This window comes from Pseudolysinimonas sp., from assembly GCF_049651805.1.
Taxonomy (GTDB): Bacteria; Actinomycetota; Actinomycetes; order Actinomycetales; family Microbacteriaceae; genus Pseudolysinimonas_A.
The window spans coordinates 23,306-38,489 of the sequence record NZ_JBASCU010000031.1 but is presented as its reverse complement, the minus strand read 5'-3'; the positions used below and the strand labels follow the sequence as shown (position 1 = coordinate 38,489).

Here is a 15,184-nt window from a genome sequence, read left to right as displayed (position 1 = left end):
GGGGCCTTTGATCGGGAAAACTAAGTGTCGAACTCTTACGGCACGGAGGCGCACACAGGATCGACTGCCTACCCTGAGAGGGCACGATCAAACCCTACTTGCAGGAGCAACCGATGACCGTCGAGACCGACGCCTCCCCCGCCTTCGCCGGCTACGCCCACCCCGAGCGCCTCGTGAGCACCGAATGGCTGGCCGAGAACCTCGGCACCCCGGGCCTCGTCGTCGTCGAATCCGATGAGGATGTGCTGCTCTACGAGACGGGCCACATCTCCGGCGCCGTCAAGATCGACTGGCACACCGATCTCAACGACCCGCTGGTGCGCGACTACCTCGACGGCGCGGGCTTCGCGAAGCTGCTCTCGGCGAAGGGCATCTCGCGCGACGACACCGTGGTCATCTACGGCGACAAGAACAACTGGTGGGCCGCCTACGCCCTGTGGGTGTTCTCGCTCTTCGGTCACGAAGACGTGCGTCTGCTCGATGGTGGTCGCGCGAAGTGGGAGGCCGAAGGCCGGCCCTACGTCACCGAAACCACGAAGCGGGATGCCACCGACTACCCCGTCGTCGAGCGCGACGACGCGAAGCTGCGCGCGTTCAAGGAAGACGTACTCGCCCACCTGGGCAACCCTCTGGTCGACGTGCGCTCCCCCGAGGAGTACTCGGGCGAGCGCACTACGGCCCCCGCTTACCCCGAGGAGGGCACGCTGCGCGCGGGCCACATCCCCACTGCGCAGAGCGTGCCGTGGGCCAAGGCGGTCGCCGACGACGGCACCTTCAAGAAGACCGACGAGTTGAACGCGATCTACCGCGACGGCGCCGGCCTCAAAGACGGCGACAGCGTCATCGCGTACTGCCGCATCGGCGAGCGGTCGAGCCACACCTGGTTCGTGCTCACCCACCTGCTCGGCTTCGAGGGCGTGCGCAACTACGACGGTTCGTGGACCGAGTGGGGCAGCGCGGTGCGGGTGCCGATCGTCAAGGGCGTCGAGCCCGGCGCTCTCCCCGCGAAGTAAGCTTCAGGGGTGAGCGAGTCAGACCTTCCGTCGGCGCTCGCGACCATCCGCGACGACTTTCTCGCGCTCGAGCAGCACGAACGTCTCGTTCTGCTGCTCGAGTTCGCGAATTCGCTGCCGGAACTCCCGCCGAAGTACGCCGACCATCCCGACCTCCTCGAACGGGTCGAGGAATGCCAGTCGCCGGTGTTCATCTTCGTCGATGTCGAAGACGAGATCGTGCACTTGCACGCGACGGCTCCGAAGGAGGCGCCGACCACGCGCGGCTTCGCGTCGATCCTCGCGCAGGGCCTCGCCGGGCTCACGGTCGACGAGGTTCTCGACGTGCCCGACGACTATCCGCTGACGCTCGGACTCACCGAGGCCGTCAGTCCGTTGCGCATCCGCGGGATGTCGGCCCTCCTCGGCCGCACCAAGCGCCAAGTGCGCGAGAAGACCGCGGCGTGATCCTGCAGCCGCTGTCGCCGGTCGGCGACGCCATCGACACCGCTGCCCCCGACGCCCGCGCACGCATCGCTGCACTCTACCCGCCGCCCGGCCTGCGAGTGAACCTGGTCGCAACGCTCGACGGCGGCACGATGGACGCCGAGGGCACGAGCGCCGGCATCACTTCAGGTGCCGACCGTGCCGTGCTCGGCGCGATCCGTTCGGTGAGCGACACCGTGTTGGTGGGTGCCGCAACGCTCCGCGCCGAAGGCGAACTCGTTCCACGCTCGACCCACCTGACGGTGCTGACGACCACCGGCGACTTCACCGGAGCGGCCGTGCGCGACGACATCGAGCCCGGGCGCATCCTCGTCGTCGGCCCCTCCGGCGCCGAAGACCGAGCCCGCCGTACCTTCGCCGCACCGTTCGAATACTTCGCCGTCGACGGCGACCGCGCGGTGCCGTTGCACGTCATGCTCGACGCGCTCCGTGATCGCGGCCTGGCGCACGTCGTCTGCGAAGGCGGGCCACGGCTCGTCGGTCAACTGCTCGCCGCCGATCTGGTCGACGAGATCTGCCTCACCACGGTGCCGCGCATCCTCGGCCGTGCGCAGTTGCTCTTCGGCGGCGCCGCTCCCGGGCCCCGGGAGCTGGAGTTGCTGCAACTGCTGGCCGACGAAACCGGCGCCCTCTACGCGCGCTGGCGCCCGTCCCGCTGACGTTTCGGCGCGGGCAACTTCGCGAGCCACTTGCGGATCGCGCCCTCCCAGCGCCCCCGGTCGTAGTTCCACAACTTGGTGTGACGCGCGACCTCGAACGCCTCGTAGGTCACGATGTCGGGGCGCGCGATCGCGAGCGCCCGGGATGCCGTCGACGGCACGAAGCCGTCGTCGTCGCTGTGCAGGATGAGCACCGGTCGGTCGAGTTCTTTCGCACGCGTCACGAAGTCGAGCCGGTCGATGTCGAGGGGCTCGGCGAGTCCGGTGAATATCCGCCCCCACCGGCTCTTGTAGAGCAGGATCACGAACGAGCGGACCATCACCGGAAGCCGGCGCAGCCGCACCTGGAAGTCGAGTGCGGCGATCCAATCGACGACCGGTGACTCCAGCATGACGCCGGTCACCCGATCGCCGACGGTGGAGCGAGTGAGCGCCTGCAACGCCATCGACCCACCCATCGACCAGCCGACCAACACGATCTGCGTCGCCCCGCGTCGCACGGCGATACGCATCGCAGCATCGATGTCGAGCCACTCCCGGTCGCCGAGGGCGTAGCGGAAGTCATCGCTGCGCGGCGCCTCGGTGTCGTTGCGATACGAGACCACGAGCGAGTTGTAGCCGGCCTCCCGGAAGATCGGCACCGCGCGGAGCGTCTCGGGGCGGCGTACCGCGCGTCCGTGCACGTGGATCGCCCAACGGTCGCGGGTGGAATCCGCAGCCGGTATCAGCCAGGCCGGCGCGTCGCCGAGCGGCGTCGCGATCGCGACATCTTCGAAGGGCACGCCGAGATCGGCGGGCGTGAGGTAGAACCACCCGGTGAGCCGGCCGCGTCGTGCCGTGGTGATGTCGCCCGAATCGACTCCGAGCAGGCGTCGCGTCACCGTGGTCGGCGTCGACGCGACGATCTCGCCGATGCGGGCATGGCCCGACTCCCGGGTGAACCAGAAGCTGTACTCCCCGGGCAGCCGCGAGTCGGCGGTCGCATCGAGCACGACAAGGCCCGCGTCGAGGTCGACCGACCGGATGGCGACATCCTCTTCCCGTCGCGACGGCGGAATGATCACGCGGCGCGCGACGATCACACTCACCGCAGCGGTCGCCACGGCCGCCGCGCCGACCAACGAAAGGATGCCGATGACGCCGCCGAGCGCGATCCTCGTGCGGGCACGCATCCGGTCCTCCTCAGGGTCGAGAGCCCCGTCGCCACCGCCTGCGGTCGGCGTGGCACGTGACGGGCTCCCTGTTCAAACCATAGTGTTCAGTCGTGGCCACAGTTCGCTCAGATCCGGTCGTTCCGGCCGCTTTCGGGCGTGCCCTGACCGCGGTGCGCCGCGCGACCATTCGTCCGGAGCTTCAGGTCACCGAGATCCCTGCGCCGACCGGGCTCGCCCCGCACGCGATCGCGATGGCGGCCGACGTGATCCCGGTGAAGCACGGTCTCGACTCCGTGCTCGGCACCGGCCGCTTCGTGTTGCTCTTCGATCCCGAACAGCCCGACGCCTGGGGTGGTGCATTCCGGGTCGTCTGCTTCGCCCAGGCGCCGCTCGAGACCGACATCGGGCTCGACCCGTTCGTCGCCGAGGTCGCCTGGTCGTGGCTCACCGATTCGCTCGCCGCCCGCTCGGCCGGTTACACCGCCGCCTCGGGCACGGCCACCAAAGTGCTCTCCACCGGCTTCGGCGAACTCGCCCATCAGAGCGACGGCGCGCAGCTCGAGGTGCGTGCTTCCTGGACTCCGGACGCCGACGCCATCGCCGCGTCCGTCGAAGCCTGGGGTGATCTGTTGTGCCGCCTCGCGGGCCTGCCACCGACCGCCGACGCCACCCTCTTGCTGCCGGACCGGCGAGGGGCGCGTGGCTGAGGTTCCCGACGAGGCGACGCCCGCTCTCCCCGAAACACACGAGCCCGTCGACGTCATCGACACCGTCGAGGGCTACCGGGCAGCGGTTGCCACACTCGCTGCCGGGCACGGCGCCTTCGCGGTGGATGCGGAACGCGCATCCGGATTCCGGTACTCGCAGCGCGCGTACCTGATCCAGGTCTACCGCCGCGGAGCCGGCGTGTTCCTGTTCGACCCGCCAGCCATCGGCGACCTCTCGGAACTCGCGAATCTCATGGCGGGTGAGGAGTGGATCCTGCACGCCGCGAGCCAAGATCTCGCCTGCCTGCGTGAGGTCGGACTCGACCCCGAGGTCATCTTCGACACCGAACTCGGCGCACGGCTCGCCGGGCTCCCCCGTGTCGGGCTCGGAACCGTCGTCGAAGACCTGCTCGGCATCCACCTCGCGAAAGAGCATTCGGCCGCCGATTGGTCGACCCGGCCGTTGCCCCAGAGCTGGCTGGTCTACGCCGCCCTCGACGTCGAACTGCTGCCCGATCTTCGCGATGCGATCGCCCAGCTGCTCGAGGATTCCGGAAAGGGCGAGATCGCGCGTCAAGAGTTTGCAGCGGTGCTGCATCGCGAGCCCGTCTCGCGGCAGGATCCCTGGCGTCGGCTCTCCGGCATCCATGCTCTTCGGCAGCAGCGCAACCTCGCGGTTGCCCGCGAACTCTGGCAGACCCGCGACGACTACGCGCGTGAGATCGATTCGGCACCCGGACGACTCGTTCCCGATGCCTCGCTGCTCGCTGCGGCTCGCACCCTTCCGGCGACGAAACACGATCTGGCCGCGATGAAAGACTTCAACGGCCGCGCCAGCCGGTCGCAGATCGACCGCTGGTGGGCCGCGATCGAACGCGGGCTCGCGACCACCGACCTTCCGGTAGCGCGCCCGCCCGGCGACGGGATGCCGCCGCCCCGGATCTGGGCCGACAAGAACCCGGAGGCCGACGGCCGGTTGAAGCGCGCCCGTGCCGCGGTCATGGCTCGGGCCGAAGAACTCGACATCCCGGTCGAGAACGTGCTGACCCCCGACTCGTTGCGCCGCGTCGCCTGGGCTCCCCCGGCCGAGATCACAGCCGACACCGTCGGCGAAGCGCTTGCCGAGCTGGGCGCCCGACTCTGGCAGGTTGAGGCAACTGCACAGTTGATCGCCCAAGCCTTTGTGGAAGTCCCCCAAGAGCCCGAATCGCCCGAAGAGCCCACGTCGTAGGAAGAATCAAAGGATTCTGAGGCCCGCAAGGCCCTGCCTAGGCTGACTGTCGTACGCACAGCGACAACAGTTCGCGCCGAATCAACTGGAGTGAGGGCATCGTGGCCGAGAGATCCGACGTCGTTTTCGTGGATGGGGTTCGCACCCCGTTCGGTCGAGCCGGTGAGAAGGGCCAATACTGGGGCACCCGCGCCGACGACCTCATCGTCAAGGCGATGATCGGGCTGCTCGAGCGCAACCCGAACCTCCCCCCGGAGCGCATCGACGATGTCGCCATCGCCGCGACCACACAGACGGGCGACCAGGGCCTGACGATCGGCCGTACCGCCGCGATCCTCGCCGGCCTGCCGCTGAGCGTTCCCGGATTCGCGATCGACCGGATGTGTGCCGGGGCGATGACGAGCGTCGCGTCGATCGGCAGCATGATCGGTTTCGGACAGTACGACATCGGCATCGCCGGCGGCGTCGAGCACATGGGTCGACACCCGATGGGCGCCGGCGCCGACCCGAACCCGCGGTTCCTCGCCGAGAAACTCGTCGACCCGGAAGCGCTCCACATGGGCAACACCGCCGAGCGCCTGCACGATCGGTTCCCGTCGCTGACGAAGGAGCGTGCCGACCGCTTCGGGCTGCGCAGCCAGCAGAAGGTCGCCGCCGCCTACGCCGCGGGCAAGATCCAGCCCGACCTCATCCCGGTCGCGATCAAGAGCGCGGAAGGCTGGGGCCTCGCCACCGAAGACGAGGGGATGCGCCCCGAGACCACGATGGAGGGTCTCGCTTCGCTGAAGACCCCGTTCCGCCCGCACGGGCGGGTCACCGCCGGCAACTCGTCACCGCTCACCGACGGCGCAACCGTGGCCGTGCTGGCCAACGCCGACGTCGCCAAAGAGCTCGGCCTGACGGCGAAGATGCGCATGGTCTCGTTCGCGTTCGCGGGCGTCGAACCGGAGGTGATGGGCATCGGCCCGATTCCGTCGACCGAGAAGGCGCTGCGCAAGGCCGGCCTGACGATCGACGACATCGGCCTGTTCGAACTCAACGAAGCGTTCTCGGTGCAGGTGCTCTCGCTGCTGGACCACTTCGGCATCGACGACGACGACGCGCGTGTCAACCCATGGGGTGGCGCCATCGCGATCGGGCACCCGCTCGCCGCATCCGGCGTGCGCCTGATGATCCAGCTCGCCCGCCAGTTCGAGGAGCACCCCGAGGTGCGCTACGGGTTGACCGCGATGTGCGTCGGTCTCGGCCAGGGCGGCAGCGTCATCTGGGAGAACCCGGCTTACAAGGGGAAGAAGTAGATGACCGACTTCAGCAAGCTGGTCGGGCTCGACCCCGACGAAGTCATCACACACTCGTATCTGCGCGATGTGCGGATGCCGAGCGGCACGACGATCGCGCTCATCACCCTCGACAACGGTCGTGACCACACCCGGCCGTCGACCCTGGGCCCGGCCACTCTGCTCGAGCTGTCGGGCGTGCTCGACGCCCTGAAGGCTCGCGCGGCCAAGAAGGAGATCGACGGCGTCGCCGTCGTCGGCAAGCAGTTCATCTTCGCCGCGGGCGCCGACCTGTCGAAGGTGGAAGACATCCCCGATCGTGAGACCGGGGTGCTCATGGCCAAGCTCGGCCACGAGACGCTCGGCAAGCTCTCGGAGCTCGGCGTGCCGTCGTTCGTGTTCTACAACGGTCTCGCCCTCGGCGGCGGCGTGGAGATCGGACTCAACGCCCATTACCGCACGATCGACTCCTCGGTGCCGGCCTTCGCGCTGCCCGAGGTCTTCCTCGGCATCATCCCCGGCTGGGGTGGCGCGTGGATCCTGCCGAACCTGATCGGTATCGAGAACGCCCTCGAGGTGATCATCTCGAACCCGCTCAAGAACAACCGGATGCTGAAGGCGCCGCAGGTGCTCGAGCTGGGCATCGCCGACGCGATGTTCGGCCCCGCCAACTTCCTCGAGGATTCGCTGAAGTGGGCCGACAGCGTGCTGACCGGAAAGACCAAGGTCAAGCGCAAGAACGAGCCGGGCAAGATCGAGCGGGCGGTGAAGTGGGATGTCGCCATCGGCATCGCCGACAAGATGCTCGCCTCACGCATCGGACGGGTCGCGAAGAGCCCGTATCGCGCGCTCGAGCTGCTCAAGGCGGCGAAGAACACTGACAAGAAGACCGGGTTCGCCGCCGAAGATGAGGCGCTCGCCGACCTCATCTCGGGCGACCAGTTCCGCGCCTCCATCTATGCCTTCAACCTCGTGCAGAAGCGTGCGAAGAAGCCCGCGGGGGCGCCTGACAAGGCACTCGCCCGCCCCGTCACGAAGGTCGGCGTCATCGGCGCCGGCCTGATGGCGACGCAGTTCGCGCTGCTCTTCGTGCGACGACTCCAGGTGCCGGTCGTCATCACCGACCTCGACCAGGAACGCGTCGACAAGGGGGTCGCGACGATTCGCGGCGAGATCGATGACCTGTTGGGCAAGGGTCGCATCGGGTCGGATGAGGCCAACCGTCTGAAGGCTCTCGTCACCGGCACGACCGACAAGGCCGACTTCGCCGACTGCGACTGGGTCATCGAGGCCGTCTTCGAAGAACTCGGCGTCAAGCAGCAGGTGTTCGCCGACGTCGAGACGCACATCTCCCCCGAAGCGATCCTGGCGACCAACACCTCATCGCTGTCGGTCGAGCAGATCGGCGCGAGGCTCAAGCACCCCGAGCGGGTCGTCGGCTTCCACTTCTTCAACCCGGTGGCGGTGATGCCGCTCATCGAGGTCGTGAAGACGCCGAAGACCAACGACGAGGCGCTCAGCACAGCGATGGTGACGGCCGCGAAGCTGCGCAAGAACGCGGTCATCACGGCCGACACCCCCGGGTTCGTCGTCAACCGCATCCTCGCGAAGCTGCTCGGAGAGGCGATGCACGCGGTGGAGGTCGGAACGCCGTTCGACACCGTGGTCGAGGCCGTCAGACCGTTCGGCCTGCCGATGGATCCCTTCGTGCTGCTCGAACTCGTCGGCTTGAAGGTCGGCGCGCACGTACTCGACACCCACCACGCCGCCTTCCCTGAGCGGTTCTTCGAGAGTCCCGCGCTGCACGAACTGGCCGAGTACGGCCGTCTGTTCGAGAAGGATGCCAAGGGCGCGTCGAAGGGCATCGACCCGAAGGTGTTGAAGATCGTCCAGAAGCACCGCATCCCGGACAGCACGCCCTACACCGCCGACGAGCTGCGAGCGCGAGTGGAAGACGGCTTGGCCGACGAGATCCACCGGATGCTGGAGGACGAGGTCGTGGGCGCGCCCGAGGACATCGACCTGTGCCTCATCCTCGGCGCGGGCTGGCCGTTCCCGATGGGGGGCGCGACCCCCTATCTCGACCGGGTCGGCGCGAGCGAGCGCGTCTTCGGAGGGACCTTCCACACGCCGCGCATCATCGGCGTCGCCTGAGGTTCGTGCCCGCCCGCATCAGTGAGCGGTGGCTTCTGCTTCCGCACTGAGCGACGCGTCAGAGAACTCGGGCGCGACCGGCCTGCGCACGAAGAGTGCAGCCGCGACGATGCCGAGCGACACGAATGCCCCCGCGAGGAAAGCCGCGCGCGCACCGTCGGCGATGTCGCCGGGCGCGGCAACGGTGACGTCGGTCGTTCCCGACGCCGCCAACGCGACCGTGAACAGTGCGACGAAGACCGCCGCGCCGGCCGCCCCGGCGACTTGCTGAATCGTCGCGATGAGCGCGCTGCCATGCGAGTACAGGTGCATCGGCAGCGAGCCCAGGCTGGCGGTGAACAACGGCGGGAACAGGAATGCGAAGCCCAGGAACAGCGTGGTCTGGATCGCGGCGACGAGCCACACCGAACTGGTGACGTCGAGCACCAGCGCGAACGCCCAAACCGACGTCGAGACGGCGAGGGCGCCCGGGATCACGAGCGGTCGTGGGCCGAACCGGTCATACAAGCGGCCGACAAAAGGGCCGAGTAGACCCATCAGCAGGCCGCCCGGCAGCATGATGAGCCCGATCACCTCGGTCGGCTGCAGAAGGGAGTACTGCAGGTAGATCGGCATCGTGATGACGAAGCCGAACATCATGAGCATGGCGAGCGAGAACATCACGATCGCGAGCGAGAAGGTACGCGCGCGAAACGTGCGCAGGTCGAGGAATGCCGCATCCCGGCGCTGGAGCGCGAACTGCCGGAGCACGAACGCCACCAGGAAGGCGAGACCGATCGCGATCGGCAACCACGGCGCCACGACCGCCGCGGACTCGGCCGCGAGACCGATGCTGCTGAGTCCGTACACGAGCGTGCTGAAGCCGAGCGCCGATAGCACGACCGAGGGTGCGTCGAGTGGGACGGCGCGGGTCTCGGTGACGTTGGGCACGAGCACGATGCCCACGACGAGCATGGTGATGGCGAGCGGCAGCATCACCCAGAACAGTCCGCGGCAGTACCCGTCGAATGCCTGAAGCAGGAATCCGGCGACGGTGGGGCCGATCGCGGGCGCGAGCGACATGACCATCGAGATGCGACCCATGATGCGACCCCGGATGTGCATGGGCACGATCGTCATGATCGTCGTCATCATCAGCGGCATCATGATCGCGGTTCCGGTGGCCTGCACGATGCGACCGACGACGAGCACCTCGAACACCGGAGCCGTCGCCGCGATCAGCGTGCCCGCCGTGAAGAAGCTCATCGCGGCGACGAAAATCGGCCGCGTGTTCAACCGCTGGAGCAGCCAGCCCGTGATCGGGATCACCACTGCCATCGTCAAGGCATATCCGGTGGTGAGCCACTGCCCCTCAGCCGCGGAGATTCCGAGGTCGGCGATGATCGTGGGAATCGCGACCGACATCGTGGTCTCATTGAGGAACACGACGAAGACCGCCGCGAGCAGCAGGATGAGCGCCATCCGAGCCTTGGGGTCAAGGCGGTCGGCGTGGTCGGCAGTCGCGCTTTCCGACGTGCTCGGATGACTCACGATTCCTCCAGGGATGCTCGGCGACTGCCGGACTTTCAGGTGCCGGACTTTCACGCTAGCGCCAGGGTCCGACACGACTCACCGTGCGAGTTGCGCCGTGAGTGAACAACCCTCAGCCCGCGGAGCCTATTCCCGAATGGGCGACTCTTCCTCGACCGCGGCCTCATTCGGTAGCGGGCGGGCGACGGGAATGCGGGTGCCGAGCACCTGCGCGACGATGTCGCGGGCGATCTGTTGATCCGACAGGCCGACGTCGGCGAGGATCTCGGCCCGATCGCCGTGGTCGAGGAACTTGTCCGGCAGACCCAACTCGTCCACCGCCGTGTCGACGCCGGCCGCCCGCAGCTCCTGGCGGATGCGCGTGCCGATGCCGCCGACCCGGATGCCGTCTTCGATCGTCACCACGAGGCGGTAGTCGCGGGCGATGTTGATGATCGAGGCCGGCACCGGGATGACCCAGCGCGGGTCGACGACGGTGGCACCGATTCCCTGGGCGGCGAGTCGCTCGGCGACCTGAAGCCCGAGCTTCGCCATCGGACCCACCGTGACGATCAGCACATCGCGGTGCGCAGCCTCGCGCAGCACATCGACGCCGTCCTCGGTGCGGCGGGCGGCATCCAGATCGCCTCCGACGTTGCCCTTCGAGAAACGCACGACCGTCGGGGCGTCGTCGATCTGCACCGCCTCGCGCAGCTGTTCCCGCAACCGGGTGGAATCGCGCGGCGCGGCGATGCGGATGTGCGGCACCGCCTGCAGGATCGCGAGATCCCACATGCCGTGGTGGCTGGGGCCGTCGGGCCCGGTCACGCCGGCTCGGTCGAGCACGAAGGTCACGCCCGCCCGATGGAGCGCGACATCCATGAGCACTTGGTCGAAGGCTCGGTTCACGAACGTCGCATACAGGGCGACCACCGGATGCAGCCCGCCGTAGGCGAGCCCCGCCGCGCTGGTGACGGCGTGTTGTTCCGCGATGCCGACGTCGAAGACCCGATCAGGGTACTTCTCGGCGAACCGGTGGAGCCCCGTCGGCCGCAGCATCGCCGCGGTGATGCCCACCAGTCGCGGGTTCTGGTCGGCGAGTTCGACGATCTCGTCGGCGAAGACGCTCGTCCACGAGGGCCGCGACGGGGCCTCGACGGGTTCGCCGGTTTCGGGGTCGATCTGACCGACCGCGTGGAACTGGTCGGCGATGTCGGCCACCGCGGGCCCGTAGCCGTGGCCCTTCTCGGTGATCACGTGCACGATGACCGGCGCCTGGTACTCCTTCGCCTGGCGCAGCGTCGACTCGAGCGCGGCGAGGTCGTGCCCGTGCACCGGACCGAGGTACTTGATGTCGAGGTTGGAGTAGAGCGCCTGGTTGTTGGCGAAGCGGGAGAGGAACCCGTGCACCGCGCCGCGCGTGCCGCGGTAGAAGGCCCGGCCGACGGTGCCGAACCGATCGAACACCTGCTGGCTGGTGCGGTAGAGGCGTCGATACGAGCGGCGGGTACGCACATCGTTCAGGAAGCGCGCCATACCGCCGATGGTCGGCGCGTACGAGCGCCCGTTGTCGTTGACCACGATCACCAGGCGGCGGGAGTTGTCATCGCTGATGTTGTTGAGCGCCTCCCACGTCATCCCGCCGGTGAGGGCGCCATCGCCGACGACGGCGACGACGTAGCGGTCGCCCTGCCCGGTCATCGCGAACGCCCGCGAAATGCCGTCGGCCCACGACAGCGACGAGGATGCGTGCGAGCTCTCGACGATGTCGTGCTCGCTCTCGGACCGCTGCGGGTAGCCGGCGAGACCGCCCTTCATGCGCAGTCGGCTGAAGTCCTGCCGACCGGTGAGCAGTTTGTGCACATAGCTCTGATGACCGGTGTCGAACACGACGGCGTCACGCGGGGAGTCGAACACCCGGTGAATCGCCATCGTCAGCTCGACGACGCCGAGGTTCGGCCCGAGGTGCCCGCCGGTCTTCGACACCTCGGTGACGAGGAAGCGGCGGATCTCGTCGCCGAGCTCGGCGAGTTGTTCCGTGCTCAGCGCGTCGAGGTCGCGCGGACCGTGGATGCCGCCGAGCAAAGTCATACCGCGAGCCTAAGCGCCCACTAGACCAAACTGCGGAGCACGTACTGGAGGATGCCGCCGTTGCGGTAGTAATCGGCCTCACCGGGGGTGTCGATGCGCACGACCGCGTCGAATTCGACCGTCGGCTTGCCCGCGGCCGAGAACTCGCTGGGCGCCGCCGTGACCTTCACGGTCTTCGGCGTCACGCCCTCGTTGAGCTGCTCGAGCCCTGCGATCGAGACGATCTCGGTGCCGTCGAGACCCAGCGACTCCCAGCTCTGACCGGCCGGGAACTGCAGCGGCACGACGCCCATCCCGATCAGGTTGGAGCGGTGGATGCGCTCGAAGCTCTCGGTGATCACGGCCTTAACGCCGAGCAGCGAGGTGCCCTTCGCCGCCCAGTCGCGCGACGAGCCGGAACCGTACTCCTTGCCGCCGAAGATGACGAGCGGGGTGCCCTGCGCCTGGTAGTTCATGCAGGCGTCGTAGATGAACGACTGCGGGCCGCCGGGCTTCGTGAAGTCGCGGGTGTAGCCGCCCTCGACCACAGCGCCGTCGTTGACCGCGCTGACCAGCAGGTTCTTGAGCCGGATGTTGGCGAACGTGCCGCGGATCATCACCTCGTGGTTACCGCGACGCGAGCCGAACGAGTTGAAGTCGACCCGGTCGACGCCGTGCTCGGTCAGGTAGTCGGCCGCCGGGGTGCCCGGTTTGATGTTGCCCGCCGGGCTGATGTGGTCGGTGGTCACCGAATCGCCGAGGGTCGCCATGACCCGAGCACCGTGGATGTCGGCGACCGGGGTCAACTCCATCGTCATACCGTCGAAGTACGGCGCCTTGCGCACGTAGGTGGAGTTCTCGTCCCACTGGAAGATCGCGTCGTCGGGGGTGGGCAGGCTCTTCCAGCGCTCGTCGCCGTCGAACACGGTGGCGTACTGCTTGATGAACTGCTCGCGCGAGATCGACGTGTCGATCGTCTTCTGCACCTCTTCGGGCGAGGGCCAGATGTCCTTGAGGAACACGTCGTTGCCGTCGGCATCCTGACCGAGCGGGTCGACCGCGAAGTCGAAGTGCATCGAGCCGGCCAGCGCGTAGGCGACGACGAGCGGCGGCGACGCGAGGTAATTCATCTTGACGTCGGGGCTGATGCGGCCCTCGAAGTTGCGGTTACCCGAGAGCACCGCCGTCACCGCGAGGTCGTGCGAATTGACCGCCTCGGAGACCTCCTCGATCAGCGGGCCGGAGTTGCCGATGCAGATCGTGCAGCCGTAGCCGACGGTGTAGAAGCCGACCGCCTCGAGCGACTTGTCGAGTCCCGACTTCTCGTAGTAATCGGTGACGACCTTCGAGCCCGGGCCGAGCGTGGTCTTGACCCAGGGCTTGCGCTTGAGCCCCTTGTTGACGGCATTTCGGGCGAGCAGCCCGGCCGCGATCATCACCGACGGGTTGGAGGTGTTGGTACACGAGGTGATGGCGGCAAGCGTCACCGCACCGTTGTCGAGGATGTACGACGTGCCCTCCGGCGTCGTGACCTTGACGGGCCGCGAGGCGGCGGCCGGGGCACCCGACGAGATGTGCACCTCGCGGGTCGCCTCCTCTTCCTCGCCGGGCACCGAACCCGGGTCGGAGGCCGGGAAGGAGTGCTTCGACTCGAGGTCGACGATGTCGGTGGTGATCGTCGGCGTCATGTAGCTCAGGATGTCCTTCTCGAACTGAGCCTTCGAGTCGGCGAGCAGGATGCGGTCTTGCGGACGTTTCGGCCCGGCGATCGACGGCACGACGGTCGACAGGTCGAGTTCGAGGTACTCACTGAACGCCGGCTCGTGCTCGGGGTCGTGCCAGAGCTTCTGCAGCTTGGCGTAGGCCTCGACGCGGGCGACCGTCTGCTCGTCACGCCCGGTGAGCCGCAGGTAGTCGAGCGTGACATCGTCGATCGGGAAGATCGCGGCGGTCGAGCCGAACTCGGGGCTCATGTTGCCGATCGTCGCGCGGTTGGCGAGCGGCACCGAGGCCACGCCCTTGCCGTAGAACTCGACGAACTTGCCGACCACCCCGTGCTTACGCAACAGATCGGTGATGGTGAGCACGACATCCGTCGCCGTGACGCCCGCGGGAATCTCGCCGGTGAGCTTGAAACCGACGACGCGCGGGATGAGCATCGAAACCGGCTGACCGAGCATCGCGGCCTCGGCCTCGATGCCGCCGACGCCCCAGCCGAGCACGCCGAGGCCGTTGACCATGGTGGTGTGCGAGTCGGTGCCGACGCAGGTGTCGGGGTAGGCGCGGAGCACCCCATCGACCTCACGGTCGTAGACGACCTTCGCGAGGTGCTCGATGTTGACCTGGTGCACGATGCCGGTGCCGGGCGGAACGACCTTGAAGTCCTGGAAGGCCGTCTGACCCCAGCGGAGGAACTGGTAACGCTCGCCATTGCGCTGGTACTCGATCTCGACGTTGCGCTCGAGGGCGTCTTCGGTGCCGAACAGGTCGGCGATCACCGAGTGGTCGATGACCATCTCGGCGGGCGAGAGCGGGTTGATCGTGTCGGGGTCGCCGCCGAGCGCGGTCACCGCTTCGCGCATCGTGGCGAGGTCGACGATGCAGGGAACACCGGTGAAGTCCTGCATGACGACGCGGGCCGGGGTGAACTGGATCTCGGTGTCGGGCTCGGCCTCGGGCACCCACGCGCCGAGCGCTTCGATCTGCGCCTTCGTGACGTTGGCGCCGTCTTCGGTGCGCAGGAGGTTCTCGAGCAGCACCTTGAGGCTGAACGGCAACTTCTCGTGCCCGGGCACGGCGTCGATGCGGTAGATCTCGTAGTCGGTGTCGCCGACCGTGAGGGTGTCCTTCGAGTTGAAGCTGTTGACCTTCGACACTTTGTCTCCTCTGACACCGCTGACCGTCCAGCAATTCTAGGCCGGGTC

Annotated in this window: 11 protein-coding genes; 7 read left to right on the top strand and 4 right to left on the bottom strand. The window is 67.8% G+C overall.

Annotated elements, in window-relative coordinates; translation table 11 throughout:
- The first annotated feature begins 113 nt into the window (after positions 1 to 113).
- From WBL06_RS08295 to WBL06_RS08285, 3 genes are read left to right on the top strand one after another with little or no spacing between them, the layout of a single operon-like run.
- Positions 114 to 1,013: a sulfurtransferase gene (locus WBL06_RS08295; protein ID WP_424455523.1), complete on the top strand. Its 900-nt coding sequence runs from the start codon at positions 114 to 116 to the stop codon at positions 1,011 to 1,013.
- A 9-nt stretch (positions 1,014 to 1,022) separates the two neighbouring features.
- Positions 1,023 to 1,460: a SufE family protein gene (locus WBL06_RS08290; RefSeq protein ID WP_424455522.1), complete on the top strand. Its 438-nt coding sequence runs from the start codon at positions 1,023 to 1,025 to the stop codon at positions 1,458 to 1,460.
- Positions 1,457 to 2,158: a dihydrofolate reductase family protein gene (locus WBL06_RS08285; protein ID WP_424455521.1), complete on the top strand. Its 702-nt coding sequence runs from the start codon at positions 1,457 to 1,459 to the stop codon at positions 2,156 to 2,158. Before WBL06_RS08290 ends, WBL06_RS08285 begins: the two co-directional genes overlap by 4 nt.
- On the opposite strand, the gene WBL06_RS08280 is transcribed toward WBL06_RS08285, so the two are convergent.
- Positions 2,131 to 3,330, bottom strand: coding sequence for an alpha/beta hydrolase family protein (locus WBL06_RS08280; protein WP_424455520.1), 1,200 nt, complete (start codon positions 3,328 to 3,330; stop codon positions 2,131 to 2,133). The two genes, WBL06_RS08285 and WBL06_RS08280, sit on opposite strands and share 28 nt — an antisense overlap.
- A 92-nt stretch (positions 3,331 to 3,422) precedes the next feature.
- Between WBL06_RS08280 and WBL06_RS08275 the strand changes: the two genes are divergently transcribed.
- From WBL06_RS08275 to WBL06_RS08260, 4 genes are all read left to right on the top strand, one after another.
- Entirely contained in the window at positions 3,423 to 4,019 is a 597-nt protein-coding gene (locus WBL06_RS08275; RefSeq protein ID WP_424455519.1) for a DUF3000 domain-containing protein, read from the top strand.
- Positions 4,012 to 5,250 (top strand): HRDC domain-containing protein, encoded by a 1,239-nt coding sequence (locus tag WBL06_RS08270; RefSeq protein WP_424455518.1) that lies wholly within the window; start codon positions 4,012 to 4,014, stop codon positions 5,248 to 5,250. The genes WBL06_RS08275 and WBL06_RS08270 overlap by 8 nt, the downstream gene beginning before the upstream one ends.
- 101 nt (positions 5,251 to 5,351) lie before the next feature.
- A complete protein-coding gene (locus tag WBL06_RS08265; protein WP_424455517.1) occupies positions 5,352 to 6,548 on the top strand; it encodes a thiolase family protein in 1,197 nt (398 codons plus the stop codon).
- On the top strand, positions 6,549 to 8,681 hold the full coding sequence (locus WBL06_RS08260; RefSeq protein ID WP_424455516.1) for a 3-hydroxyacyl-CoA dehydrogenase NAD-binding domain-containing protein: 2,133 nt from the start codon (positions 6,549 to 6,551) through the stop codon (positions 8,679 to 8,681).
- A gap of 18 nt (positions 8,682 to 8,699) precedes the next feature.
- On the opposite strand, the gene WBL06_RS08255 is transcribed toward WBL06_RS08260, so the two are convergent.
- From WBL06_RS08255 to acnA, 3 genes are all read right to left on the bottom strand, one after another.
- Positions 8,700 to 10,211 carry a DHA2 family efflux MFS transporter permease subunit gene (locus tag WBL06_RS08255; protein ID WP_424455515.1) on the bottom strand — a complete coding sequence of 504 codons (1,512 nt, stop codon included), beginning with the start codon at positions 10,209 to 10,211 and terminating at the stop codon, positions 8,700 to 8,702.
- 126 nt (positions 10,212 to 10,337) lie between these two features.
- Entirely contained in the window at positions 10,338 to 12,281 is a 1,944-nt protein-coding gene (gene dxs, locus WBL06_RS08250; RefSeq protein ID WP_424455514.1) for a 1-deoxy-D-xylulose-5-phosphate synthase, read from the bottom strand.
- A gap of 20 nt (positions 12,282 to 12,301) precedes the next feature.
- Entirely contained in the window at positions 12,302 to 15,136 is a 2,835-nt protein-coding gene (gene acnA / locus WBL06_RS08245; protein ID WP_424455513.1) for an aconitate hydratase AcnA, read from the bottom strand.
- Between the last annotated feature and the right edge of the window lie 48 nt (positions 15,137 to 15,184).

Bases quoted from the DNA above. Each gene is read 5' to 3' on its own strand.
- WBL06_RS08295 (WP_424455523.1), top strand. From the start codon at position 114: ATGACCGTCGAGACCGACGCCTCCCCCGCCTTCGCCGGCTACGCCCAC.
- WBL06_RS08280 (WP_424455520.1), bottom strand. From the start codon at position 3,330: ATGCGTGCCCGCACGAGGATCGCGCTCGGCGGCGTCATCGGCATCCTT.
- WBL06_RS08260 (WP_424455516.1), top strand. From the start codon at position 6,549: ATGACCGACTTCAGCAAGCTGGTCGGGCTCGACCCCGACGAAGTCATC.
- dxs (WP_424455514.1), bottom strand. From the start codon at position 12,281: ATGACTTTGCTCGGCGGCATCCACGGTCCGCGCGACCTCGACGCGCTG.